27 protein-coding genes and 1 tRNA gene are annotated in these 25540 nt (G+C 72.4%); 14 read left to right on the top strand and 14 right to left on the bottom strand.

Annotation, left to right across the window (positions count from 1 at the left end; all coding sequences use genetic code 11):
- Nucleotides 1-3 precede the first annotated feature (3 nt).
- Both ACIPLC_RS07215 and ACIPLC_RS07210 read right to left on the bottom strand, forming a co-directional pair.
- Nucleotides 4-798, bottom strand: a complete 795-nt coding sequence (locus ACIPLC_RS07215; RefSeq protein ID WP_400471913.1) for an alpha/beta fold hydrolase — start codon at nucleotides 796-798, stop codon at nucleotides 4-6.
- A 316-nt stretch (nucleotides 799-1114) separates the two neighbouring features.
- Nucleotides 1115-1918, bottom strand: coding sequence for an alpha/beta hydrolase (locus ACIPLC_RS07210; protein ID WP_400471911.1), 804 nt, complete (start codon nucleotides 1916-1918; stop codon nucleotides 1115-1117).
- Nucleotides 1919-2053: 135 nt separating this feature from the next.
- Here ACIPLC_RS07210 and ACIPLC_RS07205 point away from each other — a divergent pair, with 135 nt between their 5' ends.
- Complete coding sequence (locus tag ACIPLC_RS07205) at nucleotides 2054-2632, top strand: TetR/AcrR family transcriptional regulator (RefSeq protein ID WP_400471909.1); 579 nt, start codon at nucleotides 2054-2056, stop codon at nucleotides 2630-2632.
- Nucleotides 2633-2923: 291 nt separating this feature from the next.
- Here ACIPLC_RS07205 and ACIPLC_RS07200 read toward each other — a convergent pair whose 3' ends face one another.
- Complete coding sequence (locus ACIPLC_RS07200; protein ID WP_400471907.1) at nucleotides 2924-3976, bottom strand: alpha/beta hydrolase; 1053 nt, start codon at nucleotides 3974-3976, stop codon at nucleotides 2924-2926.
- Nucleotides 3977-4090: 114 nt separating this feature from the next.
- Here ACIPLC_RS07200 and ACIPLC_RS07195 point away from each other — a divergent pair, with 114 nt between their 5' ends.
- Nucleotides 4091-4696: a TetR/AcrR family transcriptional regulator gene (locus tag ACIPLC_RS07195; protein ID WP_400471905.1), complete on the top strand. Its 606-nt coding sequence runs from the start codon at nucleotides 4091-4093 to the stop codon at nucleotides 4694-4696.
- A gap of 86 nt (nucleotides 4697-4782) precedes the next feature.
- Here the strand turns inward: ACIPLC_RS07195 and ACIPLC_RS07190 are convergent, their stop codons facing one another.
- The 7 genes from ACIPLC_RS07190 to ACIPLC_RS07160 all read right to left on the bottom strand — a co-directional run bounded on the left by ACIPLC_RS07190 (nucleotide 4783) and on the right by ACIPLC_RS07160 (nucleotide 9645).
- Complete coding sequence (locus ACIPLC_RS07190; RefSeq protein ID WP_400471903.1) at nucleotides 4783-6036, bottom strand: serine hydrolase; 1254 nt, start codon at nucleotides 6034-6036, stop codon at nucleotides 4783-4785.
- 403 nt (nucleotides 6037-6439) lie between these two features.
- A tRNA-Leu gene (locus ACIPLC_RS07185) sits at nucleotides 6440-6523 on the bottom strand.
- Nucleotides 6524-6585: 62 nt separating this feature from the next.
- Nucleotides 6586-7914, bottom strand: coding sequence for a hypothetical protein (locus ACIPLC_RS07180; protein ID WP_363618795.1), 1329 nt, complete (start codon nucleotides 7912-7914; stop codon nucleotides 6586-6588).
- Nucleotides 7915-8060: 146 nt separating this feature from the next.
- Entirely contained in the window at nucleotides 8061-8309 is a 249-nt protein-coding gene (locus ACIPLC_RS07175; RefSeq protein WP_400471901.1) for a DUF397 domain-containing protein, read from the bottom strand.
- A 21-nt stretch (nucleotides 8310-8330) separates the two neighbouring features.
- Nucleotides 8331-8582, bottom strand: a complete 252-nt coding sequence (locus tag ACIPLC_RS07170; RefSeq protein WP_400471900.1) for a DUF397 domain-containing protein — start codon at nucleotides 8580-8582, stop codon at nucleotides 8331-8333.
- 18 nt (nucleotides 8583-8600) lie between these two features.
- On the bottom strand, nucleotides 8601-8735 hold the full coding sequence (locus tag ACIPLC_RS07165; protein WP_400471898.1) for a DUF397 domain-containing protein: 135 nt from the start codon (nucleotides 8733-8735) through the stop codon (nucleotides 8601-8603).
- Nucleotides 8695-9645 carry a Scr1 family TA system antitoxin-like transcriptional regulator gene (locus ACIPLC_RS07160; protein WP_400471896.1) on the bottom strand — a complete coding sequence of 317 codons (951 nt, stop codon included), beginning with the start codon at nucleotides 9643-9645 and terminating at the stop codon, nucleotides 8695-8697. Before ACIPLC_RS07160 ends, ACIPLC_RS07165 begins: the two co-directional genes overlap by 41 nt.
- Nucleotides 9646-9804: 159 nt before the next feature.
- On the opposite strand from ACIPLC_RS07160, the gene ACIPLC_RS07155 reads away from it, so the two are divergent.
- The 6 genes from ACIPLC_RS07155 to ACIPLC_RS07130 all read left to right on the top strand — a co-directional run bounded on the left by ACIPLC_RS07155 (nucleotide 9805) and on the right by ACIPLC_RS07130 (nucleotide 13786).
- On the top strand, nucleotides 9805-10254 hold the full coding sequence (locus ACIPLC_RS07155; RefSeq protein WP_400471895.1) for an ATP-binding protein: 450 nt from the start codon (nucleotides 9805-9807) through the stop codon (nucleotides 10252-10254).
- 13 nt (nucleotides 10255-10267) lie between these two features.
- A complete protein-coding gene (locus ACIPLC_RS07150) occupies nucleotides 10268-10828 on the top strand; it encodes a hypothetical protein (protein ID WP_400471894.1) in 561 nt (186 codons plus the stop codon).
- 147 nt (nucleotides 10829-10975) lie between these two features.
- The gene (gene tgmA, locus ACIPLC_RS07145; RefSeq protein WP_400471892.1) at nucleotides 10976-11251 is read left to right on the top strand and encodes a putative ATP-grasp-modified RiPP; all 276 of its coding nucleotides are present in this window, start codon (nucleotides 10976-10978) and stop codon (nucleotides 11249-11251) included.
- Nucleotides 11251-12216: an ATP-grasp ribosomal peptide maturase gene (gene tgmB / locus ACIPLC_RS07140; protein WP_400471890.1), complete on the top strand. Its 966-nt coding sequence runs from the start codon at nucleotides 11251-11253 to the stop codon at nucleotides 12214-12216. Before tgmA ends, tgmB begins: the two co-directional genes overlap by 1 nt.
- The gene (tgmC, locus tag ACIPLC_RS07135) at nucleotides 12213-13358 is read left to right on the top strand and encodes an ATP-grasp peptide maturase system methyltransferase (RefSeq protein WP_400471889.1); all 1146 of its coding nucleotides are present in this window, start codon (nucleotides 12213-12215) and stop codon (nucleotides 13356-13358) included. The genes tgmB and tgmC overlap by 4 nt, the downstream gene beginning before the upstream one ends.
- Nucleotides 13359-13528: 170 nt before the next feature.
- Complete coding sequence (locus ACIPLC_RS07130) at nucleotides 13529-13786, top strand: hypothetical protein (protein ID WP_400471887.1); 258 nt, start codon at nucleotides 13529-13531, stop codon at nucleotides 13784-13786.
- On the opposite strand, the gene ACIPLC_RS07125 is transcribed toward ACIPLC_RS07130, so the two are convergent.
- On the bottom strand, nucleotides 13770-14231 hold the full coding sequence (locus tag ACIPLC_RS07125) for a nuclear transport factor 2 family protein (RefSeq protein ID WP_400471885.1): 462 nt from the start codon (nucleotides 14229-14231) through the stop codon (nucleotides 13770-13772). The genes ACIPLC_RS07130 and ACIPLC_RS07125 overlap by 17 nt on opposite strands.
- 368 nt (nucleotides 14232-14599) lie before the next feature.
- Here ACIPLC_RS07125 and ACIPLC_RS07120 point away from each other — a divergent pair, with 368 nt between their 5' ends.
- Nucleotides 14600-15118 (top strand): hypothetical protein, encoded by a 519-nt coding sequence (locus tag ACIPLC_RS07120; RefSeq protein WP_400471883.1) that lies wholly within the window; start codon nucleotides 14600-14602, stop codon nucleotides 15116-15118.
- Nucleotides 15119-15244: 126 nt separating this feature from the next.
- Here ACIPLC_RS07120 and ACIPLC_RS07115 read toward each other — a convergent pair whose 3' ends face one another.
- Together ACIPLC_RS07115 and ACIPLC_RS07110 are read right to left on the bottom strand one after the other, a co-directional pair.
- Complete coding sequence (locus tag ACIPLC_RS07115) at nucleotides 15245-16024, bottom strand: SDR family NAD(P)-dependent oxidoreductase (protein ID WP_400471881.1); 780 nt, start codon at nucleotides 16022-16024, stop codon at nucleotides 15245-15247.
- 166 nt (nucleotides 16025-16190) lie between these two features.
- On the bottom strand, nucleotides 16191-16721 hold the full coding sequence (locus ACIPLC_RS07110; protein ID WP_400471879.1) for a hypothetical protein: 531 nt from the start codon (nucleotides 16719-16721) through the stop codon (nucleotides 16191-16193).
- A gap of 207 nt (nucleotides 16722-16928) precedes the next feature.
- Here ACIPLC_RS07110 and ACIPLC_RS07105 point away from each other — a divergent pair, with 207 nt between their 5' ends.
- Nucleotides 16929-17849 (top strand): sigma-70 family RNA polymerase sigma factor, encoded by a 921-nt coding sequence (locus tag ACIPLC_RS07105; protein ID WP_400471877.1) that lies wholly within the window; start codon nucleotides 16929-16931, stop codon nucleotides 17847-17849.
- Between the two features lie 130 nt (nucleotides 17850-17979).
- Here the strand turns inward: ACIPLC_RS07105 and ACIPLC_RS07100 are convergent, their stop codons facing one another.
- A complete protein-coding gene (locus ACIPLC_RS07100; RefSeq protein WP_400471875.1) occupies nucleotides 17980-18555 on the bottom strand; it encodes a nucleosidase in 576 nt (191 codons plus the stop codon).
- A 318-nt stretch (nucleotides 18556-18873) separates the two neighbouring features.
- On the opposite strand from ACIPLC_RS07100, the gene ACIPLC_RS07095 reads away from it, so the two are divergent.
- The 4 genes from ACIPLC_RS07095 to ACIPLC_RS07080 all read left to right on the top strand — a co-directional run bounded on the left by ACIPLC_RS07095 (nucleotide 18874) and on the right by ACIPLC_RS07080 (nucleotide 25539).
- Nucleotides 18874-20364 carry a hypothetical protein gene (locus ACIPLC_RS07095; protein ID WP_400471874.1) on the top strand — a complete coding sequence of 497 codons (1491 nt, stop codon included), beginning with the start codon at nucleotides 18874-18876 and terminating at the stop codon, nucleotides 20362-20364.
- Nucleotides 20365-20379: 15 nt separating this feature from the next.
- Nucleotides 20380-21336, top strand: coding sequence for a transporter substrate-binding domain-containing protein (locus tag ACIPLC_RS07090; RefSeq protein ID WP_400471872.1), 957 nt, complete (start codon nucleotides 20380-20382; stop codon nucleotides 21334-21336).
- A gap of 193 nt (nucleotides 21337-21529) precedes the next feature.
- Entirely contained in the window at nucleotides 21530-22885 is a 1356-nt protein-coding gene (locus tag ACIPLC_RS07085) for a hypothetical protein (RefSeq protein WP_400471870.1), read from the top strand.
- 5 nt (nucleotides 22886-22890) lie between these two features.
- Nucleotides 22891-25539, top strand: coding sequence for a tetratricopeptide repeat protein (locus ACIPLC_RS07080; protein ID WP_400471868.1), 2649 nt, complete (start codon nucleotides 22891-22893; stop codon nucleotides 25537-25539).
- Nucleotide 25540: the final 1 nt, after the last annotated feature.

The raw sequence follows: 25540 nt of genomic DNA, 5'->3' as shown, positions 1-25540 counted from the left end.
AGGCTAGCGGGAAGTGGAGCGGGCGGCGTCCTCGATGAGGTGCGTGACGGCTCCGGGGTGGGAGATCATCGCGACGTGCGAGCTGTTGACCTCTACCGTGTGGGAACCGGCGCGCTGGGCCTCGAAGCGTTCCACGTCCGCGCCCAGGGTCTTGTCCTGGGTGGCGATCATGGCCCACGACGGGATGGTGTGCCAGGCGGCGGCGGTGGCGGTGGAGGCGAAGGTGGCGGCGGTGACGGGCCGCTGCTCGGCCGCCATGAGGCTGGTCTCGGAGGTGGGGACGTCGGCTGCGAAGACGTCGTGGAACCGGGCGGGGTCAATGTACAGATCGGTCCCGCCGGTACCGTCGGCGTTGGCGTACGGGACGGGCTTGAGCGCGGGCTGCAACTGCGCCTGGGTGGACCTCGCGGTCAGCGCGCCGAGGACCTCTCCCTTCTCGGGCATCAGCGCGGCGATGTAGACGAGCGCCTTGACCTGGGGGTTGCCGGCGGCGGCCTGGGTGATGACGGCGCCCCCGTAGGAGTGGCCGACGAGCACGATCGGTCCCTGGACGCTCTTGAGGACGCTGGTGAGGTACGCGGAGTCCTCGGGCAGTCCGCGCAGCGGGTTGGCGGGGGCGATGACGGTGTAGCCGTCGTGCTGGAGGCGCTTGGCCACGCCGTTCCAACCGGAGGCGTCCGCGAACGCGCCGTGCTCCAGCACGACGGTCGGCTTCGCCTTGGCCGGGCCCGAGTCGGCCGACGCGAGGGGGGTCAGGGTGGCGCCCAGAAGGGCTGCCCCGGCTGCTGCGAGGGCCACGGTACGCACACGGACATGACGATTACGCATGATGTTCCCTAGGGAGGAGGAGGGGGCCCGGCCGGAAGGCGGACGGGCGTGGGGCGAAAAGCGGTCGGTGCGCAGTGCGGCGCACACCGCCGTCGGTCAACGGGAGCGGCTGCTCGACGACCGGGGTGACCGGGGTGTTGCCGTGGGCCGCCTTGGAGTGCGGGCGGCAGGCGTGGGTCTGCTCGACCAGCCCCGGGAGGCGGCCCGGCGGCTCGCCGCGTGGCGTCACCTCGATGCCGTTGCCTGTGGCGCGCGGGGCGTCCTGCCGTACCTGGGGGCTGGCTGCTCAGCTGATGTGGTGCTGGTCGAGCCAGTTGAGGGAGTGGTCGGCGAGTTCGGTCCAGCCGTGGTCGACGGTGAGGGAGTGGCCGCGGTCGTCGAAGCGGTGGTAGTCGGTGACGGTGGAGGACTTGCGGTACTGCTTGTGGGTGGAGCGGGTGAGGACGTCGGGGACGGTGTGGTCTTGCTTGCCGGACAGGAGGAGGAGTGGTCCGCGGTTCTGGTTGCGGGTGTCGACCTTGGCGGGGGAGTGCGGGGCGAAGTTGCTCAGGGCGAGTTGGAAGAGCGGGCGGGCGGGGCTGGGGATGGTCCACTCGCTGAAGAGTTCGTCGGACTCCTGCTGGGAGACGGCGTTGGCGAACGCGTAGCGGAACTGCTCGGGGTTGAGTGAGACGGCGCGCTTGGTGTTGGCGGGGTTGCGCAGGAACGCGAAGGCGGACTTGGCCTGGGCGGGTCCGACGGCCTTGACGCCCTTGATCTGGCCGGGGCAGATGGCGACGGCGGCCTGGGCGAGGTTCTGGCCGAGGAGGTGCTGGGCGATGAAGCCGCCGACGGAGTGGCCGACGATGACGGGCGGGGTGTCGAGGTCGCGGATGATGCGGGCGTGGTGGGCGGAGATCTCGGCGAGGCCGATTCCGCCCTGGGGGTCGGGGTTCCTGCGGGCCTGGGCGACGGTGGCGGGGACGCCGGGCCATTCGGGGAGGATCGGTTCGTAGCCGGCGTCGCGGAACCGGTCGGCCCAGCCCTGCCAGCTGGTGGAGTGCAGCCAGAGGCCGTGGATGAACATGACCGGGGTGCGGTTGCTGGGCATGGCGGGGTGACTCCTTGGTGGCGGGGCTTGGGGGCGCCGTCGACCTGGTCACGGGTCGGCGGTGCGGCCGGCACCTCGAGTAGAAGCACCGTTCTCTCTCCGAAGGTAGAACGTTCCTTCTGCTAGCGTCAAGTCATGACGCCGAACGACTCCAGTCCGCCGCGGGAACGCATCCTGGCCGCGGCGATGCGGCTCTTCTACACGCAGGGCGTGCGCGGGGTGGGCATCAACCAGCTGATCCGGGAGTCGGCGGTCGCGAACGCGACCTTCTACCGACACTTCCCGTCCAAGGACGAGGTGGTCCTCGCCTACGTCCGCGAGCACGACCGGGCGTTCCGCGAGGCCGCCGCGGCGGCCGGGCGCTCCCCGCAGGAGACGGTCGAGGCCCTGTTCGCGGGGATCGCGGAACAGTTCTGCGCACCGGGTTTCCGCGGCTGCCCGTTCATCAACGCCGCCGCCGACTACCCCGACCCGCACCATCCCGTCAGCCAGGCCATCCAGGAACACATGGCCTGGTTCCGCGCGCGGCTGCTGGAACCTCTCACCGCCATCGGCCACCCCGACCCGGCGGGCGCGGCCGACACGCTGCTGATCCTGCGCCACGGCGCGATGAACCACAGCCGCTTCACCACGCCCCGGACCGTACGGAGCGCGCTGTCCGGGGCGGTGGCCGCCATCCTGGAGCAGGCCCACGCCGGAATCGGCGCGCCCTGACCGGCCCGCCGCCGCCCCTCCGGCCGACACATGCTCAAGGACCCCCGAGCCTGGGCCCCGAAGGGCCACCTGCCCGACACCCCTCAGGGCGACTGATCCACCCCACCCCTCGCACCCCATCTGACCAGCGCAAAGCCCGGCTGCTCATCCGAAGCAGCCGGGCGACACAGTCGGGCGGAGCAACCGGGCGGAGCAGCCGGGCGGAGCAGCCGGGCGGAGCAGCCGGGCGGAGGAAGGCGCCGCCGTCCTGAACGGACTGCCAGGTGAGCCGTCCGCGGCAGGAGCGCCGGATCAGCCGGCCAGGGTGTCCTTCAGCCAGGGGGCGATCACGGCCATCGCCTCGCCGAAGCGCGAGATGGCGCAGTGGCCGGTGTCCGGGATCAGTTCGACCCGGGTGTCCCGGCGGCCCTGGAACACCAGGGTGTCGTCCAGGGGGACGTGGACGTCCTCGGTGCCGTTGACCACCAGCATCGGCCCGTTGGCGTCCTGGTCCAGCAGCGGGCGCAGGTCGAAGGCCGCGAAGGCCTTTTCGAGCTCGGCCCCGCTCGGCGCGGCGTCGAAGCCCAGGGCGTTGCCGACGATGCCGTCCATGCCGAAGGCGAAGCCGCGACCGGGGGCGAAGGAACGCTCCACCGGGCCGCCGAGCACCACGGAGGCGTCCACCGCGCCCGTCAGTCCGGTCCGGGCGGAGTAGTAGCCGCCCATCGAGATGCCGAAGTGGCCGACCTTCCCGTTGCCGGCCGCGCGGGCGAAGGAGACCAGTCCGGCGATCATTTCGGCCCCGCCGTCCGGGGTCATCGGCAGGTGGGCGGTCTCGCCGGTGCCGGGGAGGTCGAACAGCAGCAGCCGCGCCGGCAGGGTGAACGCGAGCTGCTCCCACATGCCGTGCAGATCGGTCTTCCAGGAGTCCACGCCGCCGCTGGCCAGCACGACCGGCGCGTCGGCGGGCAGGCCGGGGGCGGCCATCAGGTGGATCGGCAGGGTGGCGTCGCCGCCGCGGTACGGGACGGTGAGCGTGCGACGCTCGAACTCCACCGGGAAGCCGGGGGCGGCGAGGACGTACTGCTCGACCTGGCGGGCGAGCGCGGTGCGCTTCGGGTCGTCGGCGAGCGTGGGGAACTTGGCCCAGCCGTACGCCTGCGCGGCCAGGCGGTGGCGCCCGGCCTCGGCGTGCCGGGCGGCGAGGGCGGACCACTCGTACACCCAGCTGCCGGGCCGGTCGGGCCACATCTCGGTGACGGCGACGCGGACCGCGTCCACCTCGTCGGCGGGGAGGCCGAGGGTCATCTGCGGGTAGCGCTCGACGAACAGGTCCTGCGGGTCCAGGGGCCAGGTGAAGGACATGGTGGTGCCTCCTGCTGCACTTAAAGCCGGAACGCTTGCATTAGCGACTATGCGCCCGAGCGGCACCTAATGCAAGCGCTCTTGCGTTAATGTGGCGGCCGAGGTGATCGACACATGACCGAAGAAGAGCCGGACCCGATCCGCCGCCGCCCGGGCGGCCGTGCCGCGCGGGTCCGCCAGGCCGTCCTGGCCGCCGCCACGGAGGTGCTGGCCGAGGAGGGCATCGACCGGCTCAGCATCGCCGGGGTCGCTGCCCGCGCAGGGGTCAACGAGACGACGGTGTACCGGCGTTGGGGCAGCCGGGAGAAGCTCGTGCTGGACGCCATGCTCACCGGCAGCACCGAAGGCGTCCCCGTCCCCGACACCGGAGCCGTCCGCACCGACCTGGCCGCCTTCGCCCGCGCGCTGGCCGAGTACCTCGCCACCCCGACCGGCCGGTCCGTCGCCCGGGCAGCCGCACTCAGCTCCGACGATCCCGACCTCGCCGAGGCCTGGCAGACCTTCTGGCAGTCCCGCCTCGACCAGGCCGGCGTCATCGTCAGCCGGGCCGTCGAACGCGGGGAACTCCCGACGGGCACCGACACGGCCCTGGCACTGGAACTGCTCTGCGCCCCGCTCCAGACCCGCTGCCTGCTCGGCCACCGCCCGATCGAGCCGGATCTGCCGGAGCGCCTGACGGACATGGTGCTGGACGGCCTGCGGGGAGGAACCACGGGCTGACCCTCAGCAGGAGCCGGGTGGTGGTTCGGCGGTGCCGCAGCGACCGTGGCTCACGCGAGGCCTCAAGGCCCGGGACAGGACAGGATTCAATCCTGTGAGGTCAGCAAGTCGAATGCGCCTCGGATGATGGTCTGGCCTTTCAGCGCCGTGGCGGCCTTGTCAGGGGCTGTACCGGCGTCCGAGACCATCAGGCTGGTGACCAGAGTGCGGTCGTCGCTCGTGTGTGCCAGGTAGTTCAGCGTGACGACTCCGGGTTCGCTGCCGCCTTTGTACCAGACGGTCGGGAACCGGGACGGGGCCAGATTCAGTCCGTCGTCGTTGAGGGTGAGTGCGTGCCCGATCTCGGGCTGGTCGAACCGCCACAGCGCCGCGTAGGCGTTGCAGATGTCGATCGGTGAGGCGAACCATTCGATCTGGTCGATCTTCCTCGGCTGGGGCCAGGTCTCGCGAACATCGGGCAGGGGGAGTCGTTCAAGCTCCCGCAGCGCGGCGGAGCGGTGGTGTTCGGGCAGTGCCAGGTACTCGTCCGCGCGGGCCGGGTACTGGTTGGCCTTGAGTTGGAAGAACGCCTTGGTGGTCAGGCACGGAATGTTCGCTCGGGGCTGCTGGTGGCCGAACAGGTCCATTTGGTGCGCTACCGCGTCCTGGCCGAGCCGGTGGATGAGGTGGTCGGTCGCGGTGTTGTCACTGAGGGAGATCATGCAGTCGGCGGACTCGGCCATCGTGACCGCGGTGCCGGCCGGGTAGTCCTGCAGTCGGCCCGAGGGCAGGCTCTTGTGGTCATCGCGGATGACCAGCGATTCGTCCCAGGACGCTCGTTGTTCGCTGACGGCCTGCGTGAGTGCGCCCAGCACGTACAGTTTGAACGCCGAGCCGATCGGCCGCTGGGTGTCGGCGCGTACACCGTGCACCAGCTCGCAGCGCCCATCCGGGCCGATCCGCGATGCGGCGAACGACACGCGGGCTCCTAACTCGGCCAGCATGTCGTCGACTTGGGTCCACGACGAGAGCGGCGCCTCGTCGGGAGTGAGGCTCACATCATTCACCAGGCCCGAGGGAGCCACACACACCCGTAGAAGGTAGTCGCCGTCACGGCCGCTGACCGCCGCCTGCGCGCGATCCCGACCCGACTCGACGATCTTGTTCAGGGTGAGCGGACCCAGTTGGTGCAGCACTGCGTTGAAAGCGTTCGGACCGCCGCTGGCAGCCAGGAGTGGCGCAGCTATGTGGTCGTGGATCTCGGCGTCCGTCATCGGCACCCGGGCCGAGGCGTCCACAAGCCAGCCCACCTGGGCCTGAGCGGTCGGCGGTGGCGCGTCCGTACCGGGTGTTTCGATCATTTTTGCCCCCTCCGCAGGGTAAGGGCCGAGGGAGGCGGTCCCGCTCTCGGCGATTGATTCAACTCTGCTGCTGCGAACCATACTTGTTCACGCGAGACCACGGGTTCCGGGAACCTGCTGGTGGATGGTCCCCACCGCGTCGACGTCGAAGACGAGCCCCTGGCCGCCGGGCCGGTACATCGCCAGGAAGGAGACCAGCATGGGACGCGATCCGCGATCCGCGACTGCCTCTCGCCGACCCCGCACCCAGTCCCGTCGGTCCGGCAACCCCACCTGACCAGCCGCAACGCTTCCGGCCCCTCACCATCGAGTGAGGGGCCGGAAGCGCGCCCGGACAGCGAAGAGGCCGGTCGATCCGACGTCATGTCGGTTCGACCGGCCTCTTCTGGTCCGAGGACCTATGTGCGCGAGGGGGGAGTTGAACCCCCACGCCCTTTCGGGCACTGGAACCTGAATCCAGCGCGTCTGCCTATTCCGCCACCCGCGCATCTGGGTGATGAGGAATATCGTAGCCCATCCGCGCGGATGCTCCGAACCAGGTGGGAGGCGTCAGCGAGCGAGCTGCTCGACGATCCAGTCGACCAGCACGCGGGAGACGTGGCTGTGCTCGGTGTTGGCGTCGTCGAACTTCACGGCGTCCAGGTGTGCGTTCTCCAGGGCGGCGTCGGTGATCGCGGCGGCCGGATCGACGTCCCACTTCACCGGGTCGAAGTCCAGCGCCACCGCGCTGACGGCCGGGACGAAGGTGCCGCTGCGGTACTCCTCGGAGATCTTCGCCTTGAGGGCGGTCGCGACCTTGCCGAAGGAGTCCAGGGTGCCGCCGGGGACGGCGTCCAGCGCCGGGACCTCGGTGGTGGTGCTGCGGCGCACGGTGAGGGCGAGGTGCATGCCGCCGACCGGCTGCTTCTCCCCCTTGTTCGGCTGGAAGCGGGCCGTGGCACTGGCGAACAGTGCCTGCCAGTCGAACGCCACCTCGCCCGCCGGCAGCGGGAGGCCGACGCCGTCGCGCCGACCGTTGGAGACGCCGAGCTTGCGCGGGATCTGCGGGAAGTTGCCGACCCGGTCGAGGTCGGCGAGGAACTCCTTGCGCAGCTGGCTGGAGGTGGCCACCGGGCCCTCGTACTTCGAGTTCTCGACCCACGCCCAGAGCAGCTGCTGGGCGGCGGGGCTGCGGATCAGGTCGGCCTGCTTGACGCCGTCCGGGCCGGCCGGGGTGAAGCCCTCGAAGAAGTAGGCCATCTGCTGGAGGATCAGCGGGATCCAGGCGCCGTTGTGCGGGGAGTCGAAGGAGAGGTACGTCGCCGTCTCGTGGTCCACGGTTGCCGTCTCCAGCTTGGCGAGCGCGTAGCGGGTGATGATGCCACCCATGCTCACCCCGCCGACGGTCAGCCGCTCGTCACCCTTGCGCTCGGCGATGGCCCGGAGGATGGCCGCGATCGCGACCTCGGCGTTGGCCTGGATGTGGGTGTGGCGCTCGGTGAAACCGACCAGGACGATGTCGTAGCCCGCGCTGAGCAGTTGGTCGAAGAGGCCCGGCCCGCCGTCGGCGACGGTGTTGAAGTAGGCGAAGAGGCCGGGGAGGTCGCTCGGGCCGTAGTTGAAGCCGTCCGCGAAGAGGAACGGCTTGCGGAGGCCGAACTTCGGGTTGGCGTAGTAGACCGCCGCCTGCCCGGTCGCCGTCTGCCCCTCGTAGGGCGAGCCGGTCAGCTCCCACGTCACGTCGGCGGCGCGACCGGCGACCTCGCCCGACAGCGCGCTGGTGAACCAGACGCCGGGCGTGAGCGAGTTGGCGATCTCCGCCAACTCGGCCTTGCTGGGCTCCGCCTGGCCTTCGCTGAGGGCCGCCGGCGCTACGTCGATACGGGGTTCTGGTGCCATGACTGCTACCGCCTCTGTTGGGTCGAACAGGGACCACTCGTGCACTGCGGGTGACTGTAACTGCACAGTTACGCACCGCATCGACAGAACACGCAGAGTGGTCGAAGTTGTTCGAGAGGGGTTGTCAGGCGATCGGAACTGACCGGTCAGGCAGGGAAGTCCCCGGCCCGAACGGAGGCGATGAAGGAGTCCCAGGAGGCGGCGGGGAAGACGAGGGCCGGGCCGTCGGGGTCCTTGGAGTCACGCACCGGGACGGCGCCGGGCAGGAACCCGAGGGCCACCTCGATGCACTCGCCCCCATCGTCCCCGCTGTAGCTGCTCTTCCGCCAGGCGAGAGCGACCTCGATGCAGTCGCCGCCGTTGCCGCCGCTGTAGCTGCTCTTACACCAGGTCAACACAGCTGCCTCCCCTGAGACTTACGCCGGAAAGTCGCCCTCACGGACGGCCGACACGAAGGCTTCCCAGGCAGAGGCAGGGAAAACAAGAGCCGGGCCGTGCGGGTCCTTGGAGTCACGCACTGGGACGGCGCCGGGCAGGGATCCGAGGGCCACCTCGATGCACTCGCCCCCATTGCCCCCGCTGTAGCTGCTCTTACACCAGGCGAGAGCGACCTCGATGCAGTTGCCCCCGTTGTTGCCGCTGTAGCTGCTCTTACGCCAGGTCAACACAGCCGCCTCCTTGGAGACTTACGCCGGAAAGTCGCCCTCACGGACGGCCGACACGAAGGCTTCCCAGGCAGAGGCAGGGAAAACAAGGGCCGGGCCTTCAGGATCCTTGGAGTCACGCACTGGGACGGCGCCGGGCAGGAATCCGGGGGCCACCTCGATGCAGTTGCCGCCGTTGGTGCCGCTGTAGCTGCTCTTCCGCCAGGCGGCTGCGGCGAGCTCGTTGCTCATCATCCCTGTAACCCTCCAGCGCCTCGGCGATCAGCCGAAGCGAGTCGCTCTCTGACAGGCACTCGCCACGGAGCCGATCATAGCGACGCTGATGCCTGGCCACGTTGGCGGAATCATCGCTCAGATGCCCTCGATCGAGGCTCTCCGAGTACACCAGGCGCTGGCCGTCCGGCAGCTCCAACAACACCATAGCCGTGTCGATGAGAGTCCGCTGATTCGAGAACGGCATCACGTGAATGACGACGTTCCGAAGCTGGGCCACCTTCAAGAGGTGCTCCATCTGGCGTCTCATCACGCCGGGTCCGCCCACAACCCTGCGGATGGCGCTCTCATCGAGAATAACCAGCAACAGCGGCCCGTCGGGCAGGAGAAAGCGGCTCTGCCGACTGAGTCGAGCCCTGGTCAGCTCCTCGATCTCCTCCGAGTTGCCAGCCGCATCGCCAGCGGCGAAGAGCGCACGCGCGTACGACCAGCACTGCAACAGACCGTACATCACGCCGTCCTGGTACACCCGCATCCCGACGACGATGGCCTCCAGGTCCACGTACTCCTGGAACCAATCCGGGTGCTCGATCGACGCGTTCCAGTCGACCCGGCCATACAACCGCGTCAGCAGGTCGCCTGTGTTCAACAGCCGCTCAATCTCCTCGACTTCCTCGACCGGCGGCTTCCGCTTACCCCCTTCGGTCCGCGAGATCACCGTCCGGTCGCAGTGCAGGAGCTTGCTCAGCTCCTCCTGCGTGTAGCCCGCCGACTCACGCGCGTAGCGGATCTCCGCGCCGAACATGATCGCGGAGCTCGCCGTCGTCCCCCGCATGACCTTCCGCTGTGTCATCGCTGCCCCCAGTTGTGCGTCACACGTCCCACACGCCGATTTGGCGTCACCGTACCTCCGCAGCCCCGACCATTGACACCAGAACGCAATCATTTGCATGCACAGCGTGATTGCGCACTACCCTCGCACGCCCCCATCCGCCCCCTGAGGTGCCCCGCCATGCTCAAAATCCGTACCGCGTCCCGCCCCCGCACGTTCGCCGCGCGCCTGGACTCCCGCACGGAATCCACCCCCGCCGCCCGGCAGTTGCTCCGCGCCTACCTCGCCGCGCTCCCCACTGGCGACCGCTACCGCGACACCGCCGAACTCCTCCTCGGCGAGCTCTTCGCCAACGCCGTCCAGCACACCGACGCCCCCACCGACCGCCTCATCGAGATCCGCTTCGCCCTCACCGGCGACCGCCTCCGACTCGAAGTCCACGACGCCGGCACCGGCCGCCCCTCCCTCCGCACCCCCACGCCCGAGGACGAACACGGACGCGGCGTCCTCCTCGTCAACGAGCTGGCCGAGAAGTGGGGGTGCTGCCCCCGCGCCGGCGGCGTCGGCAAGTTCGTCTGGGCCCTGATCGCCCCCGCACCCTCCCCCACGTCCACCCTCCTCACCGTCTGAACAGGCACCCACCATGCGACTCCCCCTCACCGCCCGCCACCTGTTCGACACCGGCTCCACCCCTGCCGACGCCTACGCCACCCTCGCCCGCCGCACCCGCCAACCCCTGCGCTCCGCCCGCGCCGTCTGCACCGCCCTCGGCATCCCCGCCGCCGAGACGGAACGCCGCCTCGACGACTGCTACGACGCCCTGCTCGCCAGCCCCCGCCCCGGCTCCGAGAACGACACCGGCGAACTCCTCGAAGCCCTCGGCGTCTTCGACATCCCCAGGACCCCCGACGACCGCGACCTCGCCGTCATCGAACTCTTCCTCACCGCCATCGACGCCCACGGCAGCATCCGTGCCGGCCACCAACACGGCCTCACCCGCTGGTTCACCACCGGCAACCTCACCACCGCCTACCTCTCCCTCGCCGCCACCCACCCCCGCCCCACCACCGGCGACCCCGCCCACTACTGGACCACCCTCATCACCGCCGGCGAACTCCTCACCGCCACCCCCAACCCCGACCCCCGCCTCAAACCCGCCCTCACCCACTGCCGCACCCGCGCCAAGGCCGCCACGCCATGCTGACGCGCCGCCCCAACACCCTCGACCCGCCAGCGCGTTACAGGAGCATCGGGCGTCGAACGGGCCGATCTCCGCCGTCCGTCCCGGCGCGGCCCCGCAACCCACCGGACACACCGGACGGACACCGACACACCGAAACGGAGACGCCAGATGGCACACACCCTCGCCCCGCCGTGGGGCACGACCAGGATGCGCCCCTTCCCGGAGACCACCACGGTCCCCTCGGGCACCCCCGTCATCGACCCCGACACGCAGATCGCCGTGATCGTGGACGGCAGCGGCCGCACGGTCGAGTTCGGCGCTCACGGCACCAGCACCAGCGGCCTCACGCCCACCACGACCAGGCCCGGTGACGGGGCCGGACCGGGCGGGTCCACCGACTCGGACACCACCGAGTCCTACGACCAGGACCAGAGCTCCGGCTGATGACCCACCAACGCGGGTCGGTGCTGGTGCTGACCAACCCTCACGACGTGACCACCGACGTGGTCCTGCGCATCCTCGCGCAGCGCCGCGTTCGCGTGGTTCGCCTCGACCCCGGCACCGACCTGCACACGGGTGCCTCGCTGACCGCCGCGTACCGCACGGGCGGCCGGCGGGGCACCCTGCGCACCCCGAGCCGGGAACTCGACCTGACCCACGTGCGCTCGGTCTGGGTCCGACGTCCCTCCCCTTACGAGGGACCGCCCGAACTGCACGGCCAGGACCGGCGCTTCGCCGCCACGCAGTCCCTGTGGGGTGCCGGGGGCATCCTCGCCTCCCTTCCGGGGGCGCACTACGTCAACCACCCCTGGCACAATCGGGCCGCGGAGTACAAACCGGCGCAACTGGCCAGCGCGCAGCGGCTCGGGTTCACGCTCCCGGACACCCTGATCACGAACGACCCGGCGGAGGCGCGCGCCTTTGCTGCCCAGCACACCGGCGGGGTCGTCTACAAACCGCTGTGGAACACGTCGTACACCGTGAACGGAACGCCCAGGACGGTGTGGGTGCGGGAGGTGGAACCCCGCGAGATCACCGACGCGGTCGCCGTCTGCCCCCACCTGTTCCAGGCCACGGTGGTGAAGGCGTTCGACGCCCGGGTGACGGCCGTCGGCGACCGGCTGTTCGGGCTCCGGATCGCCAGCCCGGACCTCGACTGGCGGCGCCGGCAGAACCTGATGTCCTGCACGCCGGTCACGGTCCCCCCGCCCGTCGCGCGGTCCATCGCCGGTTACCTCGCCGACTTCCGCCTCGTGTACGGCGCATTCGACTTCGCCGTGACACCCGACGGCTCCTGGCAGTTCCTGGAGTGCAACCCGAACGGCCAATGGGCCTGGCAACCCGAGCAGGTGACGGACGCCATCGCCCAGGCCATCGCCAACCAGCTAGAGAAGGGACCCAACCCGTGAACCAGTCCACCGAGTTGCGCGCAGCCCTCGTCGACCGGCTCGCCTCGGACGGTGCGCTCACCGACCCGGCGTGGCGCGAGGCCGCCGAGGCCGTCCCGCGCGAGGCCTTCGCGGGCGCCTACTTCGAGGCCGTACCGGGCAGTTCACCGACCGGCTACCGGGCGGTGCTCGACACCTCGCCCGGGTGGCTCGCCGGGATCTACACCGACCGGACGTTGATCACCCAGCTGGACGGCCGGACCCGCCCCCGCGACGTCGACGGCGCCCCGGTCCCCGGCTCGCCCACCTCCTCGTCCACCCTCCCCTCCCTCGTCCTGCGCATGTGGCACCAGCTCGACACCAGGGCCGGGCACCGTGTCCTGGAGGTCGGCACCGGCACCGGCTATTCGACCGCCCTCGGCGCGCACCGCCTCGGGGACACCCACCTCACCAGCATCGAATACGACCCGGTGGTGGCCGAGGCCGCCGCATCCGCGCTCAAGGCCACCGGCTACGCCCCCCGGCTGATCGTCGGCGACGGCCTTCGGGGAGACCCCGACGGCGGCGACTACGACCGGCTCATCGCCACCTGCGCGGTCCGCTACCTCCCCCTGCCCTGGCTGCACCAGGTGAAGCCCGGCGGCAAGATCCTCGTCACGCTCTCCGGCTGGAGCTACGCCTCCGGCCTCGCCCTGCTCACCGTCACCGGCCCCGGCAGCGCCACCGGCCGGTTCCTGCCCGGCCACACCAGCTTCATGATCGCCCGCCCGCACGACCGGCCGCCCCGCCCGAGCCTGGCCCTGCTGCCCGGCGCCGAGCGGCCGACCCGCATCGACCCCGCGGTCATCGGCACCTGGACCGGCAGCTGGATCGCCCAACTCGCCGCTCCCTCCGCCGAACGCATGGGCGCGGACGGCCACCAGATCCTCTCCGACGTAGCCACCGGCTCCCAGGCCCGGACCACGCCGGACCCCGACGGCGGCGGATGGACCGTGGTCCAACGCGGCCCACTGCCCCTCTGGGACCGGGTCGAACAGGCCGTCGAGACCTGGCGGGCAGCCGGCGAACCCCACCAGGAGGAGTTCGGCATCACCGTCTCCCCCTCCGGGCAGCGCGTCTGGATCGGCAGCGAGACCGGGCCGGGCTGGGACCTGCCGATCTGAACCCGGCCCCAGCAGCACGCTGACCAGCCCGCCACGCCGATCAGCCGGCGCCTGGCGGCCGACGGCGCCTCTACGATCCGAGGCACGTACCACCTGCGGCACGGATGCAGCAGTCCACTGCCGAAGTTGGCCGCTCCCGGAGACCAGCTGACTGTCCACCAGGAGCGGCCATGACCCTCACCGTGCCGTGGAACCCGACCGCGCTCGCCGAGTTGCGCGATTGCCTGGACCTGATGACCGCCGACACCACCGTCCCCGGCGGCGTCATCGCCCACGGCACCCACGACACCGAGCCCGGCTACCTGGCCTCCAGCGTCGTCGCCCCCGAGTGCGGCGACGCCCGACCGGGCCCGGACACGGTGTACGACGTGGCGTCGCTGACGAAGGTGCTGGCCACCTGGCCGCTGGGTTTCAGTGGCGGTCGCTGAGGCTGGTGACCAAGGCGGCCAGTCGGTCCATCGCGTGGGCCACACCGAGCCCGTCCATGTAGTCGCGGACGTGCACGATCCGGCCGTTGCGGACCCGGATCACCAGGAGGCCGGGAATGCTGAAGGTCCGGCCGGTTGTGGTCACGGTCCCGGTGACGACCTGCTCGACGGTGATCACCTCGGGGTCGGTGCTCTCGTGTACGGCGACTTCGCGGATCTCCTGCGGTTGCGCCGGGCTGGCACCCCAGGCCGCTCGGTAGCCCGCGCGGACCTCTTCGCGTCCCTCATAGCGCGCCGGCATACCGGGGGAGAGGAACGGGAACTCGTGGACGGCGTCGACCGTGTAGAGATCGGCCAGGTCGTCCGCGGACTTGTCGAGCATCGCCCGCTGGTAGCGGGCCAGGACCTCACGAGGGCCGGGGCTGGCGGAGGTTGTATCCGACATGGCGCTTGGACTCCGTTCGGTCACCACGCGGCCGAGCTCTTTCGGGCGATGGGCCGGGACTTCGGGTGTGCGGATGTGGCCACGGCCTCCAAGATCCGCTTCTGAAGCCCGGCTTGGGGACCGCTTGATCGCACCCTACGTGAAGGTCGACAACGGGATCGGAGGAACGCGGCGGACGGGACGACCGCCCCGGTCGAGCGGCTCCGCACTCGGCGGCCGGCCCGAAGCCAGCGGGACAACAGGGGGACATCCGTCATCCCATCGCAGGGCCCGAGCGGGCGCCGGGCGGGAATTCACTCGCGCGCGGGCATGTCGCGGTCTACTGGTGACTCAACAGCCTTTTTTCACCGATCAGTTGGGGGATCCCTGTGTTCCACAGCAGCGAGCCGCGCAAGTTCCACCTCCCCACCGACCGCGAGACCGCCGAGGAGTGGGGCGGGCGGATCGCCGTCCTGCGCGACGCGCCGCCCGAGTGGTTCGTCCTCCTCGGGCGGATGGGCAGCGACGGCTACCTCTGCCACGTCGATCTGAACTACCACCTGAAACGCGAGCTCATCGCGATCGTCCAGACCTCCCGGCCCGTCCCCGACGGCTTCCGGGTGAAGTCCCTGACCACCCCCGGATCGCAGCTCTTCAACTTCCTCGGCAACTCCGGCCGCATCGACCCGCGCCACCACCTGGGCCCGCTCGACCCCGAATCCATCAGCGCCGGCGAGATCCGCCTGGACGGCGAGCCCGTCCCCGTCGAGATCCACCACAGCCACGGCTGCCGCAGCGCCCTGATCCCCCGCCTCCCCGGTCAGGAGGGCTACGTGATCGTCACCGCACCGAACGAGCACTGGGCGTCCGTCCTCGATCTGGTCCTTCAACCCCCGTCGGCGTTCTGACCCTGGCTCAGCACATCACCCCAAGGTGGGGTTTGGCTCAATGAACCCCACCTTCCGTGCCGAGAAGCGAACGGGGTGGCGGCGCTGAGGGCTGCCACCCCGCCGACTTTTCGACACCCCAAGGGATTACGCGGGCGGGATCGGGCCGAGGTAGGTGCCGCCGGAGGCGTCGACGGTCTGGCCGGTCACCCAGCGGCCCTGCGGGCCCGCCAGGAAGCCCACCACGTCCGCGATGTCCTCCGGCTGGCCGATCCGGCCGAGTGCGGTGACCGATTCGAGCCCGGCCATCGCCTCGGGGGCGCCCGTCCAGTCGGACGTCATGTCGGTGAGGACCACACCGGGGTTGACGGTGTTCACGGTGATCCCACGCCGACCGAGTTCATTGGCGAGCGGTGCGCCGAGGGCGACCAGCGCCGCCTTGCTGACGGTGTAGCCGATCTGGACCGGGGAGCCGATCCGGGTGGCCGCCGAGGCCACGTTGACGATCCGCCCGCCGTCCCGGAGCAGCGGCAGCGCCCGCTGGATCACGAAGACCGGCGTGCGCACGTTGATCGCCATCACCCGGTCGAACTCCTCCTCGGTGAGCTGCCCGATCGACCCGACCAGGTGGACACCCGCATTGTTGACCAGGATGTCCAGGCCGTCCTCGCCGTGCTCCGTCAGCCCGGCGGTGAGGCCCTCGAACAGTTGGTCCACCGCGCCGCTCTCGCCGAACCGGGCCCGCACCGCGAACGCCCGGCCGCCGGCCTTGGCGATCAGCTCCACCGTCTCCGCGGCGGCCGCCTCGTTGCCACCGTAGTGGACCGCGACCAGCGCCCCGTCAGCGGCGAGCCTCAGCGCCACCGCCCGCCCGATCCCGCGCGAGCCGCCCGTCACCAGTGCGGTCCTGCCGTCCAGTTCGCCCACGATCGCCTCTTCCCTCGTGCCGCCCCCGGTCGGATCCGGGACCGGTCTCCCGCCGTCACGACCCGATGCCGGACAACCCTTCATGTATGCCCGGGACCGGAGGGCTGATGCCGCCCGCACGCCAGCCCGCACGCCAGCCCGCACGACCGCCCGCACCGCCACCCGCTCAGGCCCGGACCAGCGGCTCGTAGGCGTTGCCCTCCTCGGCGTTGAGCAGCACGTACGCGGGCCCGAGGCCGAGCGCGACCTCCCGCAGCCGGGCCAACGCCGCCGCCACGCCCGGGACTTCGAGGCCGAGCGCGGCGGCGGCCGCGTCCCGGTCCGCGTAGAGGCCGGGCTCGTCCTCCAGGTACTCCTCGGCGGCCTCCGCGCTCTCCTCCACCGTCAGCCGCGGGCAGTCCCGCCACCACGGCACGGCCAGCAGCAGCCGGACCAGCTCCGGCAGCCCGACGGCCAGCACCGCCGCGCCGCCCTCCGAGTCGGCGTACAGGACGGGACGCTCCTCGCCGCCCTCCCCGCACAGGAAGAAGGTGCCGCCCGCGCCGTCCTTGGCCACCGGCTCCAGGGCCTCGCCGGAGGCGAGCACCACCTCCTCGACGTGCGGGTAGTGGTCGAGGCTGAGGTCGCCCGGCCAGGCCAGGTAGTCGAGGGCGGCGGGGTTGGCGCGGATCGCGTCGAGCAGCGGGGTCGTCGGCATGGCCGCCACCCTAGGACGCGGCACGGACAGCGCGGCAGCACCAGGACGGAAGCGCGACAGTGCCAGCCTCACGGCGCCGGCCCCGCTCGGGGGTGTTCGTCACGGTCGTCTCCGGTTCGCCACGGACGGGGAGTTGATCTCCTCGCCGCAGCCGTTGTTGGGTGGCTCCTGTTGCTCCGACCCCCGGCGACGAAGGAATGTGACACGGTGGACGAGAAATCCCCTCCGGACGATCGGGCCGCGCGCTTCGAGGCGCAGCGGCCCCGGCTGCGGGCCGTGGCGTACCGGATGCTCGGCTCGGTCGGCGAGGCCGAGGACGCCGTCCAGGAGGCCTGGCTGCGCTACGACCGCACCGACACCGCCGATGTGCAGAACCTCCCCGGCTGGCTCACCACGGTGGTCTCGCGGGTCTGCCTCAACCTGCTGCGCGGCCGGGAGCTGCGCCGCGGGGAGCCGCTGGAGGCCGGGCCGGACGAGCCGGGCCCGGCGCGCATCCCGGAGCCGCTGCTGCGGCGCGAGGGGGTGGTCGACCCCGAGCAGGAGGTGCTGCTCGCGGACTCCGTCGGCCTGGCGCTGATGGTGGTGATGGAGTCGCTGACCCCGGCCGAACGGGCCGCCTTCGTGCTGCACGACCTGTTCGCGGTGCCGTTCGACGAGATCGCCCCGCTGATCGAGCGGACGGCGGCGGCGACCCGCCAACTGGCCGGCCGGGCCCGCCGCCGGGTGCAGCGGCAGGCGCCGGCGCCCGACCCGGACCCGGGCCGCCAGCGGGCCGCCGTGGACGCCTTCTTCGCGGCCGCCCGCACCGGCGACCTGGACGCGCTGGTGGCCGTGCTCGCCCCGGGCGTGGTGCTGCGCTCGGACGGCGGCGCGGTGCGGGCCCGGCACACGGTGGTGCTGGCGGGCGCGGCCACGGTGGCCGACCAGGCGGTGCTGTGGGGCGGGCCGTCGCCGTTCGCCCGCCCGGCGCTGGTCAACGGCGCCGCGGGCGCGGTGGTGATCGGCGAGAGCGGCCGGCCGCTGTCGGTCATGGCGTTCACCGTGGTGGACGGCGCGATCGCGGCGATCGAGGTGCTCACCGACCCGGAGCGGCTGGCGGCGCTGGACCTCTCGGCGTTCCGCGGCTGACGGCGGCGGGCGAGAGGGAGGCCGACCCGCCCTCCCACCCGCCCGCGACCGCCCGCGACCGCCCGCGACCGCCCGCGCCGGTCAGCACCGGTCAGCGCCGGTCAGCGCCACGCGCCCTCGGGCCGCGGCGTCACCAGCCCTGCGCGACGACCCAGTCGGCGAGGTGGCGGGCGCACGCGTCGACCGACTCGCGCCAGGTGTGGCTGGCGCCCTCGCCGGCCTCGTCGCTGACGTGCTTGACCAGGCGCACCGGCACCCCGAAGCGGTGGGCGACCGCGGCGACGGCGTAGCCCTCCATGTCGACCAGGTCGGCGTGCTCGGCGAGCCGGTCGCGGGCCGCCGGGTCGGAGACGAAGAGGTCTCCGGTGGCCAGCACCGGACCGTCACCCTTGCCGACCACCAGCGGGGCACCGTAGCTGCGGCCGGTGAGCGCCAGCAGGGCCGGGGTGTCGAGGTCGTGCTGGATGACCTGGACGACGTGGTGGGTGCCCTCCCAGCCGGGGCGCAGCGCGCCGGCCGTGCCGAGGTTGATCACCTCGGCCGGCTTCTCGCCCTGGGCGAGGACGGTGGCCAGCGCGGCGGTGGCGTTGATCTTCCCTATTCCGGTGAGCAGGACGGGCAGCCGGTCGTCGAGGTGGGCGGCTTCCTCGCGCACGGCGACGACGAGCAGCGGGCGGTCGGGCGAGATCGTTCCAAGCAGGCGCATGCCGCCCATCGTACGGAGGGTGTCCGCCGAAACCGGGTGCACCGACCGCGCCGCGAACGGTGGCGTCACGGCGGGATCGCCGCCGCAACCGGACCTCGCCGCTCCGGCCTGTCCGGGGAACCGCATAGGGTGCATCCCGCGTCGGACGGTTCACCGCCCGCCCGTACCGGAGCGGTGGGCGCCGAAGGCGTGTGGAAGCCGTGCCGGGCAAGCTCAAGATCGGCGCAATTCGGGTGTGGCCAAGGGGAGTCACGGCCATACTGCTGGCATCGGACGGGCCCCGGACAGCGGGCCCGGCCCCTGGGGAGGATGAGGCGGGTGGCAACACCAGTAGGTAACGGCGCACCGGGCGCCGTGGTCCCGGTACGGCCGAGCGGCCCGCCGAGCGCGGTACCGGCCGGGCCGGGCGCCCCGGCGTCCAGACCCGGCGCCACGCCGGCCCGGCGGCCGTCGGCGGGGCCGGGGCCCGCGCCGCGCGGCCTGTCCGGCCTGCGGGCCCGGCTGGTGAACGCCACCCGGACGGCGCCGGGCCGGCTGCGGCTGGCCGGGGCGGTGCTCGCGGTGCTGACCGTGGCCTTCGGCGCGCTGACCGCCTGGCAGTTGGAGACCAAGGCGGAGGCCGCCAACCGGGTGGTCCGACACAGCCAGCCGCTGAGCAAGGACGCGGCCGACATCCACCGCCTGCTGGCCCGCGCCGACACCACCGCGGCCACCGGCTTCCTGCTCGCCGGGGCGGAGACGAAAGCCGTCCGGGGGGACTACGAAGGGGACTTGGCGGCGGCGACCGATCTGATCACCAGGGCCGCCGCCCAGACCACCGTCGACTCCCCCGCCTACCAGAAGCTCACCGAGCTGAACCGACAACTCCCGCTCTACGCAGGCCTGGTGGAGACCGCCCGGGCGAACAACCGGCTGGGCCTCCCGCTCGGCGGCGCCTACCTGCGGTACGCCTCCGAGCAGATGCAGGGCACCCTGCTGCCGCGCGCCGCCGAACTGACCGCCATCGAGAACAGCGAGCTGGACAAGGACTACGCCGCGGCCAAGTCCAGCCCGTGGGCCGCGTACGGCCTGGGGGTGCTCACCCTCGGCGCGCTGGTCTGGGTGCAGCTGACGCTGTTCCGCCGCACCAACCGGGTGTTCAACCCCGGCCTGCTCGGCGCCACCGCCGCCGTCCTGGCCGGGGCGCTCTGGCTGGCCGTCACCGGCCTGAGCACCAACGCCGCGCTCCAGCAGAGCTGGAAGCAGGGCGCGGAGCCGCTGCGGGCGCTCAACACCGCCCGGGTGCAGGTGCTCTCCGCCCGGCTGGCGGAGAACCTGAACCTCGTCGCCCGCGGCTCCACCAGCGCGTACGCGGACCAGTGGGACACGATCACCCGGCAGCTCGCCGGGGGCGAGCCCGCGAACGTCCCGATGGAGCAGCACTCCGGCTCGCTGCGCCAGGCCCTCGACCTGGCCCCCGCGGACGCCCGGCAGCAGATCGGCGAGGCCGACCGGCAGTACGAGACGTGGCGCACCAGGCACGACGCGGCGCACGTCCTGGAGACGCAGCAGGCCGACTACCAGGGCGCGCTGCAGGCGACCGTGACGGCGGACCCGGCCGCCGAGGCGAACACCGCGGACGGTGCCTTCAAGGCCACCGACCAGGCGCTCGACCAGGCCGCCACCGCCGAGCAGGACCACTTCAAGCGCTCCGCCAAGGACACCGAGGGCGACCTCCGGCTCGCCGCCCTCGCGGCCGCGCTGCTCGGCGTGGTGGCCGCGGCCGCCGCGCTGCGCGGCCTGGGCCGGCGACTGGCCGAGTACCGGTAGAGGGGGAACGGACACATGCGCAGGAGAACCGCAGGCACCAGGCCGGCCGCCGCGCTGGCGCTGCTGGCCGCCGGTGCGGCCGTACTCGGCGGGGGCGGGCCGTCCGGCGCCGCGCCCGCGGCGGCCACGGGCGCGCCGCAGGCCGTCCGGTCGACCGGGCAGGAACAGGCCGAGCCCTGCGACCTGACCAGCACCGTGCCGCCGAGCACGGTGGACGGCACGGCGGTGAAGGCCATCAAGGCCAAGGGCACCCTGATCGTCGGCGTGGACCAGAACAGCTACCGCTGGGGGGCCCGCAACCCGAACACCGGTGAGCTCGAAGGCTTCGACATCGACCTCGCGCGGGCGATCGGCACGGCCGTCATGGGCGACCCGAGCAAGGTGGTGCTCAAGCCGGTGTCGACCGCCGGCCGGGCCGACGCCCTCACGGGCAACCAGGTCGACCTGATCGTCCGCACCATGACGATCAACTGCGCCAACCTGAAGAAGGTCGCCTTCTCCCGGTCGTACTTCAACATCAAGCAGCGGGTCCTGGTGCCCCGGTCGTCCACCGCCAAGAACCTCGACGAGGCGGTCAACGGCAGGACGGTCTGCGCCGCGGACGGCTCGGTGGCCAAGGACGTGCTGGAGAAGAAGGGCGCCAAGCAGATCGTCCTGGTGACCAACCAGCTCGACTGCCTGGTCCGCATGCAGCTCGGCAAGGTCGACGCCACCATGACCGACGACGAACTGGCGGTCGGCCAGGCCGCGCAGGACCAGACGGTGAAGGTGGTGGACGGCTTCGAACAGCCGGAGACGATCGGGGTCGCGATGCGCCAGAACAGCACCGACCTCACCGCCCGGGTCAACCAGGTGATCTCCGACTACTACGCGGACAAGGACAAGGGCTGGCAGAAGTCGTTCGAGAAGTGGGTCCAGCCCTACCTGCCCGAGAACTCCAAGGACCCCGGCCTGTACTGGCCGGCCCGCTGACGCACCACGGCGGCGCACGGGCGTCAGCCGGCCGTTGACGCGGTCTTGACGCCCACCGCCCGCTCCGCCCGAACGGCCACCGGCTAGGGTTCGGGACGATCACCACGGGGAGACCGGTGGTGGGCACGGGGGTTGTCGTGGGATCGCACGTCACGTACGTCGGGATCGCACGCGAGGAAGGAAGGACACGGCGTTGGCGGCTTCGGCTGGCCCGGTACTGAGCCGGGAGGAGGTGGACCGCGCGCTGGCGCGCCTCGGCGCGGAGCGGGACGCGGTCGAGTCGGCACTGCTCGCGCTCCAGGACCACCCGGGACTGCGGCTGCTCGACGGCGCCGAACTGGCCGGGCGCACGCTGGAGCGCTGGTCCGTCGCCGGGAAGGGCCTGCCGCTGCTCTGGGCGCTGTTCGACCGCTACGCGGAGGCGCTGGCCTCGGCGCGCGCGGTACGGGCCCGCAAGGCCAAGCCCGGTGCACCCGAACTCGCCGAGCTGAGCGAACTGCTCGCCGGCGACGCGGTGACCGTCCCCGGCGGCGCGCTGCCGGACGGCCCGCAGCTGCTCGGCGCGCCCGCCCGGCTGGTCGAGCGGATCAGCCTGGACGCGCTGATGGCCCGGATGAACTCCTGGTACGCCACCGTGCTGGAGGTGGTCAGCGCCGCCGACGCGGTCTGGTCGGCGCTGCCGGCCCGGATCGACCTGCTGCTGGCCGAACTCCACCGGGTGCGGAACCTGGCCGCCTCGCTCGGCGTGCGGGCCGGCGGCCACCCGCTGGCCGACGACCTGGCCGGGCTGGACGCCGACCTCACCGGGCTGCGCACCGAGGTGCGCGAGGACCCGCTGGCGCTGTGGCGCCCGGCCCGGGTGCCCGCCCAGCGCGGCACCGTGCCGGAGGGCAGCGCCTTCGCCACGCCCGCCGGGGTGGTGGACACCGAGCGGTTCGACCGGGCCGGGCGGGCGCTGGACGGCGTCCGGCTGGAACTGGAGGACCTGCTGCGGCTGCGCGACGACGCCGAGGAGCGCCTGCAAGGCGTCGGCGACCTGCTCCAGCGGGCCGACGCCACCCTGGCCGAGGCCCGCCGGGCGCGCGGCGAGGTGCTGGCGAAGATAGCCGCCAGCGACGTCCCCGCGGTGCCCGGGCCGGCCTCGGCCCTGCGCGAACGGATCGTGACGGCACTGGAGTTGCGCCAGGGCGGGCAGTGGGGCCGGCTGGCGCCGCTGCTGGACACGCTGGAGGACGCCGCCGCCAAGGAGCTGTCCCGGGCCCGGCAGTCGCTCACCGAGGTGACCCAGCCGCTGGCCGTCCGCGCCGAACTGCGCGGCCGGCTGGACGCCTACAAGGCGATGGCCGCCCGGCTGCGGGTCGCCGAGGACCCGGAAGTGATCGAACGGTACGAGAAGGCGCGCTGGCTGCTGTGGAGCGCGCCCTGCGACCTGCGGGCGGCGGCCGCCGCGGTGGCCCGCTTCCAGCAGTCGCTGCGGCCGGCGCAGGCCGACGCCGCAAAGGAGACGACCGGTCAGACGCCGGTCGACGGACAGGTCCAGGGGGGCTGAGGTTGATGGGCGGGACGTGCGTACGGCCGGAGTGCTCCGGCGACGGCAGGATCGACGCGGACGGCTACTGCGACGAGTGCGGGCTCGCCCCGGCGGGCGGCGGCACCGTGGCCCCTCCGGCGGCGGCGCCTTCGACGGCGGCCACCGGGGCGACGGCGGCCGGAGCGACGACCACCGGGGCGACGGCGACCGGCCCCGGCGCGCCCTGCCCCCGGGACTGCTCCGGCACCATCGACGCCGACGGCTACTGCGACGAGTGCGGCCTCACCCCGCCCGGCGGCGACACCGGCGTCACCCAGCCCTACGTCCCGTCCGCCCGGGTCTCCCCCGACTCGGCGCGCAGCGGCTCGCTCCGCTCGCTCTCGTCCCGCACCGGCTCGGCCCGCTCGATGTCCGGCCGCTCCCGCTCGCACCGCTCGACCCGCACCGGCAGCAGCCGCTCGGTCTCGGTGCGCAGCACCCGCGGCAGCGTCAGCGCGGGCACCCGCAACCGGCTGGGCGCCGGCCTGGTGACCGTGCCGACCGTCGAGACGGCCGACCCGTCGCTGGCGGTGCTGGAGAACCCGGAGGTGCCGGAGCGCAAGCGGTACTGCTCCAAGTGCGAGACCCCGGTGGGCCGGGAGAAGAACGGCCTGCCGGGCCGCCCGGACGGCTTCTGCACCAAGTGCGGCACGCCGTACTCGTTCACGCCCAAGCTGCGCCGCGGCGACCTGGTCGGCGGGCAGTACGAGGTGGTGGGCTGCCTGGCGCACGGCGGGCTCGGCTGGATCTACCTGGCGGTCGACCGGCGGGTCAACGACAAGTGGGTGGTCCTCAAGGGCCTGCTGGACACCGGGGACGAGGACGCGCTCGCCGCCGCCGTCGCCGAGCGGCGCTTCCTGGCCGAGGTGGACCACCCGAACATCGTCCGGATCATCAACTTCGCCGAGCACCCGGACCTGCGCACCGGCTCCACCGACGGCTACATCGTGATGGAGTACGTCGGCGGCAAGTCGCTCAAGGACATCGCCAACGACCGCCGCACCCCGGACGGCCGGCGCGAGCCGCTGCCCGTCGAGCAGGCGATCGCGTACGCGCTGGAGGCGCTGCCGGCACTCGGCTACCTGCACGGCCGGGGCCTGATCTACTGCGACTTCAAGATCGACAACGCGATCCAGAGCGGCGACGCGCTCAAGATCATCGACATGGGCGCCGTCCGCCGCCTCGACGACGACGGTCCGATCTACGGCACCATCGGCTACCAGGCCCCCGAGATCGCCACCGACGGCCCCTCCCCCGCCTCCGACCTGTACACCGTGGCCCGCACCCTCGCGGTGCTCACCTTCGACTTCCAGGGCTACAGCAGCACCTACCGGGACACCCTGCCCGGCCCCGAGGACGTCGAGGTCTTCGCCCGCTACGAGTCGTACTACCGCTTCCTGGTCCGCGCCACCGACCCGGACCCGGCCCGCCGGTTCTCCTCCGCCGACGAGATGGCCGACCAGCTCACCGGCGTGCTGCGCGAGATCCTCGCCCTCCAGGACGGCCGCCCCCGGCCCGCCCTGTCCACCCTGTTCGGCCCCGAACTGCGCGTCGTGGACACCGAGTTGGTCATGCCCACCGAGCAGCCCGGACAACTCCGGGTGACCGCCCTCGACCCGGCCGCCGCCGCCCTCGCGCTGCCCGTCCCGCGCGTCGACCCGGGCGACCCCAACGCCGGCTTCCTCGCCACCCTGCTCGCCACCGACCCCGGGGAGGCGCTCGCCGCCCTGGCCGGCGCGCCCGCCCTCTCCATCGAACGGCGGCTGCGCGAACTGCGCGCCCACCTCGAACTCGGCCACCGCGGCGCCGCCCGGGAGGCCCTCGACGCCCTGGAGCAGGAGTACCCGGACGACTGGCGGGTCGTCTGGTACCGCGGCCTGGTCGCCCTGGTCGGCGCCGCGCACGGCCCGGACGGCCCGGACGGCCCTGGCAGCTCGATCGCCCTCGTCGGCGCCGCGCACGGCCCGGACGGCCCGGACGGCCCGGACGGCCCGGCTTCGCCCGACGAGGCCGGGCTGCGCGCCGCCGCCGAGGCCTTCGACGCGGTCTACGACGCCTTCCCCGGCGAGGCCGCCCCCAAGCTGGCCCTCGCCATCTGCGCCGAACTCCTCGGCGACGGCGGCGACGCCGCCGAGTTCTACCGGCTGGTCTGGACCACCGACCCGGCCTACCTCAGCGCCGCCTTCGGGCTCGCCCGGGTCCGGCTGGCCGAGGACGACCGGCCCGGCGCCGTCCGCGTCCTGGAGTCCGTCCCGGCCACCTCCAACCAGTACACCGCCGCCCGGATCGCGGCCGTCCGCGCCCGGCTGCGCGAACGGCCCGCCACCGACCCGCTCGCCGCCGACCTCGGCGCCAGCTCCGACCAGCTGACCGCGCTGCGCCTGGACGACCGCCGCCGCGAGGAGCTGGCCGTCGAACTGCTCGGCGCCGCCCTCGGCTGGGTCACCGCGGGCTCGACCGGCGCCCAGCAGGGCGGCGGCACCACGGTGCTGGGACGACCCGCCGTCGAGCGGGAACTGCGCTTCGCCCTGGAACAGTCCTACCGGGTACTCGCCCGGTTGGCCGACCGGGCCGAGACCAGGATCGAGATGGTGGAGCGGGCCAACCGCGCCCGCCCCAGGACGTGGGTGTAGC

The organism is Kitasatospora sp. NPDC086801 (genome assembly GCF_044745805.1).
Taxonomy (GTDB): domain Bacteria; phylum Actinomycetota; class Actinomycetes; order Streptomycetales; family Streptomycetaceae; genus Kitasatospora.
Note: the sequence above shows the minus strand (reverse complement) of the source record. Positions and strands in the feature narration are given on the sequence as shown.

Excerpts from the sequence above, each read along its gene's own strand:
- ACIPLC_RS07210 (WP_400471911.1), bottom strand. The coding sequence starts at position 1,918 with ATGCCCAGCAACCGCACCCCGGTCATGTTCATCCACGGCCTCTGGCTG.
- ACIPLC_RS07205 (WP_400471909.1), top strand. The coding sequence starts at position 2,054 with ATGACGCCGAACGACTCCAGTCCGCCGCGGGAACGCATCCTGGCCGCG.
- ACIPLC_RS07200 (WP_400471907.1), bottom strand. The coding sequence starts at position 3,976 with ATGTCCTTCACCTGGCCCCTGGACCCGCAGGACCTGTTCGTCGAGCGC.
- ACIPLC_RS07195 (WP_400471905.1), top strand. The coding sequence starts at position 4,091 with ATGACCGAAGAAGAGCCGGACCCGATCCGCCGCCGCCCGGGCGGCCGT.
- ACIPLC_RS07190 (WP_400471903.1), bottom strand. The coding sequence starts at position 6,036 with ATGATCGAAACACCCGGTACGGACGCGCCACCGCCGACCGCTCAGGCC.
- ACIPLC_RS07180 (WP_363618795.1), bottom strand. The coding sequence starts at position 7,914 with ATGGCACCAGAACCCCGTATCGACGTAGCGCCGGCGGCCCTCAGCGAA.
- ACIPLC_RS07160 (WP_400471896.1), bottom strand. The coding sequence starts at position 9,645 with ATGACACAGCGGAAGGTCATGCGGGGGACGACGGCGAGCTCCGCGATC.
- ACIPLC_RS07155 (WP_400471895.1), top strand. The coding sequence starts at position 9,805 with ATGCTCAAAATCCGTACCGCGTCCCGCCCCCGCACGTTCGCCGCGCGC.
- ACIPLC_RS07150 (WP_400471894.1), top strand. The coding sequence starts at position 10,268 with ATGCGACTCCCCCTCACCGCCCGCCACCTGTTCGACACCGGCTCCACC.
- tgmA (WP_400471892.1), top strand. The coding sequence starts at position 10,976 with ATGGCACACACCCTCGCCCCGCCGTGGGGCACGACCAGGATGCGCCCC.
- tgmB (WP_400471890.1), top strand. The coding sequence starts at position 11,251 with ATGACCCACCAACGCGGGTCGGTGCTGGTGCTGACCAACCCTCACGAC.
- ACIPLC_RS07130 (WP_400471887.1), top strand. The coding sequence starts at position 13,529 with ATGACCCTCACCGTGCCGTGGAACCCGACCGCGCTCGCCGAGTTGCGC.
- ACIPLC_RS07125 (WP_400471885.1), bottom strand. The coding sequence starts at position 14,231 with ATGTCGGATACAACCTCCGCCAGCCCCGGCCCTCGTGAGGTCCTGGCC.
- ACIPLC_RS07110 (WP_400471879.1), bottom strand. The coding sequence starts at position 16,721 with ATGCCGACGACCCCGCTGCTCGACGCGATCCGCGCCAACCCCGCCGCC.
- ACIPLC_RS07100 (WP_400471875.1), bottom strand. The coding sequence starts at position 18,555 with ATGCGCCTGCTTGGAACGATCTCGCCCGACCGCCCGCTGCTCGTCGTC.
- ACIPLC_RS07090 (WP_400471872.1), top strand. The coding sequence starts at position 20,380 with ATGCGCAGGAGAACCGCAGGCACCAGGCCGGCCGCCGCGCTGGCGCTG.
- ACIPLC_RS07080 (WP_400471868.1), top strand. The coding sequence starts at position 22,891 with ATGGGCGGGACGTGCGTACGGCCGGAGTGCTCCGGCGACGGCAGGATC.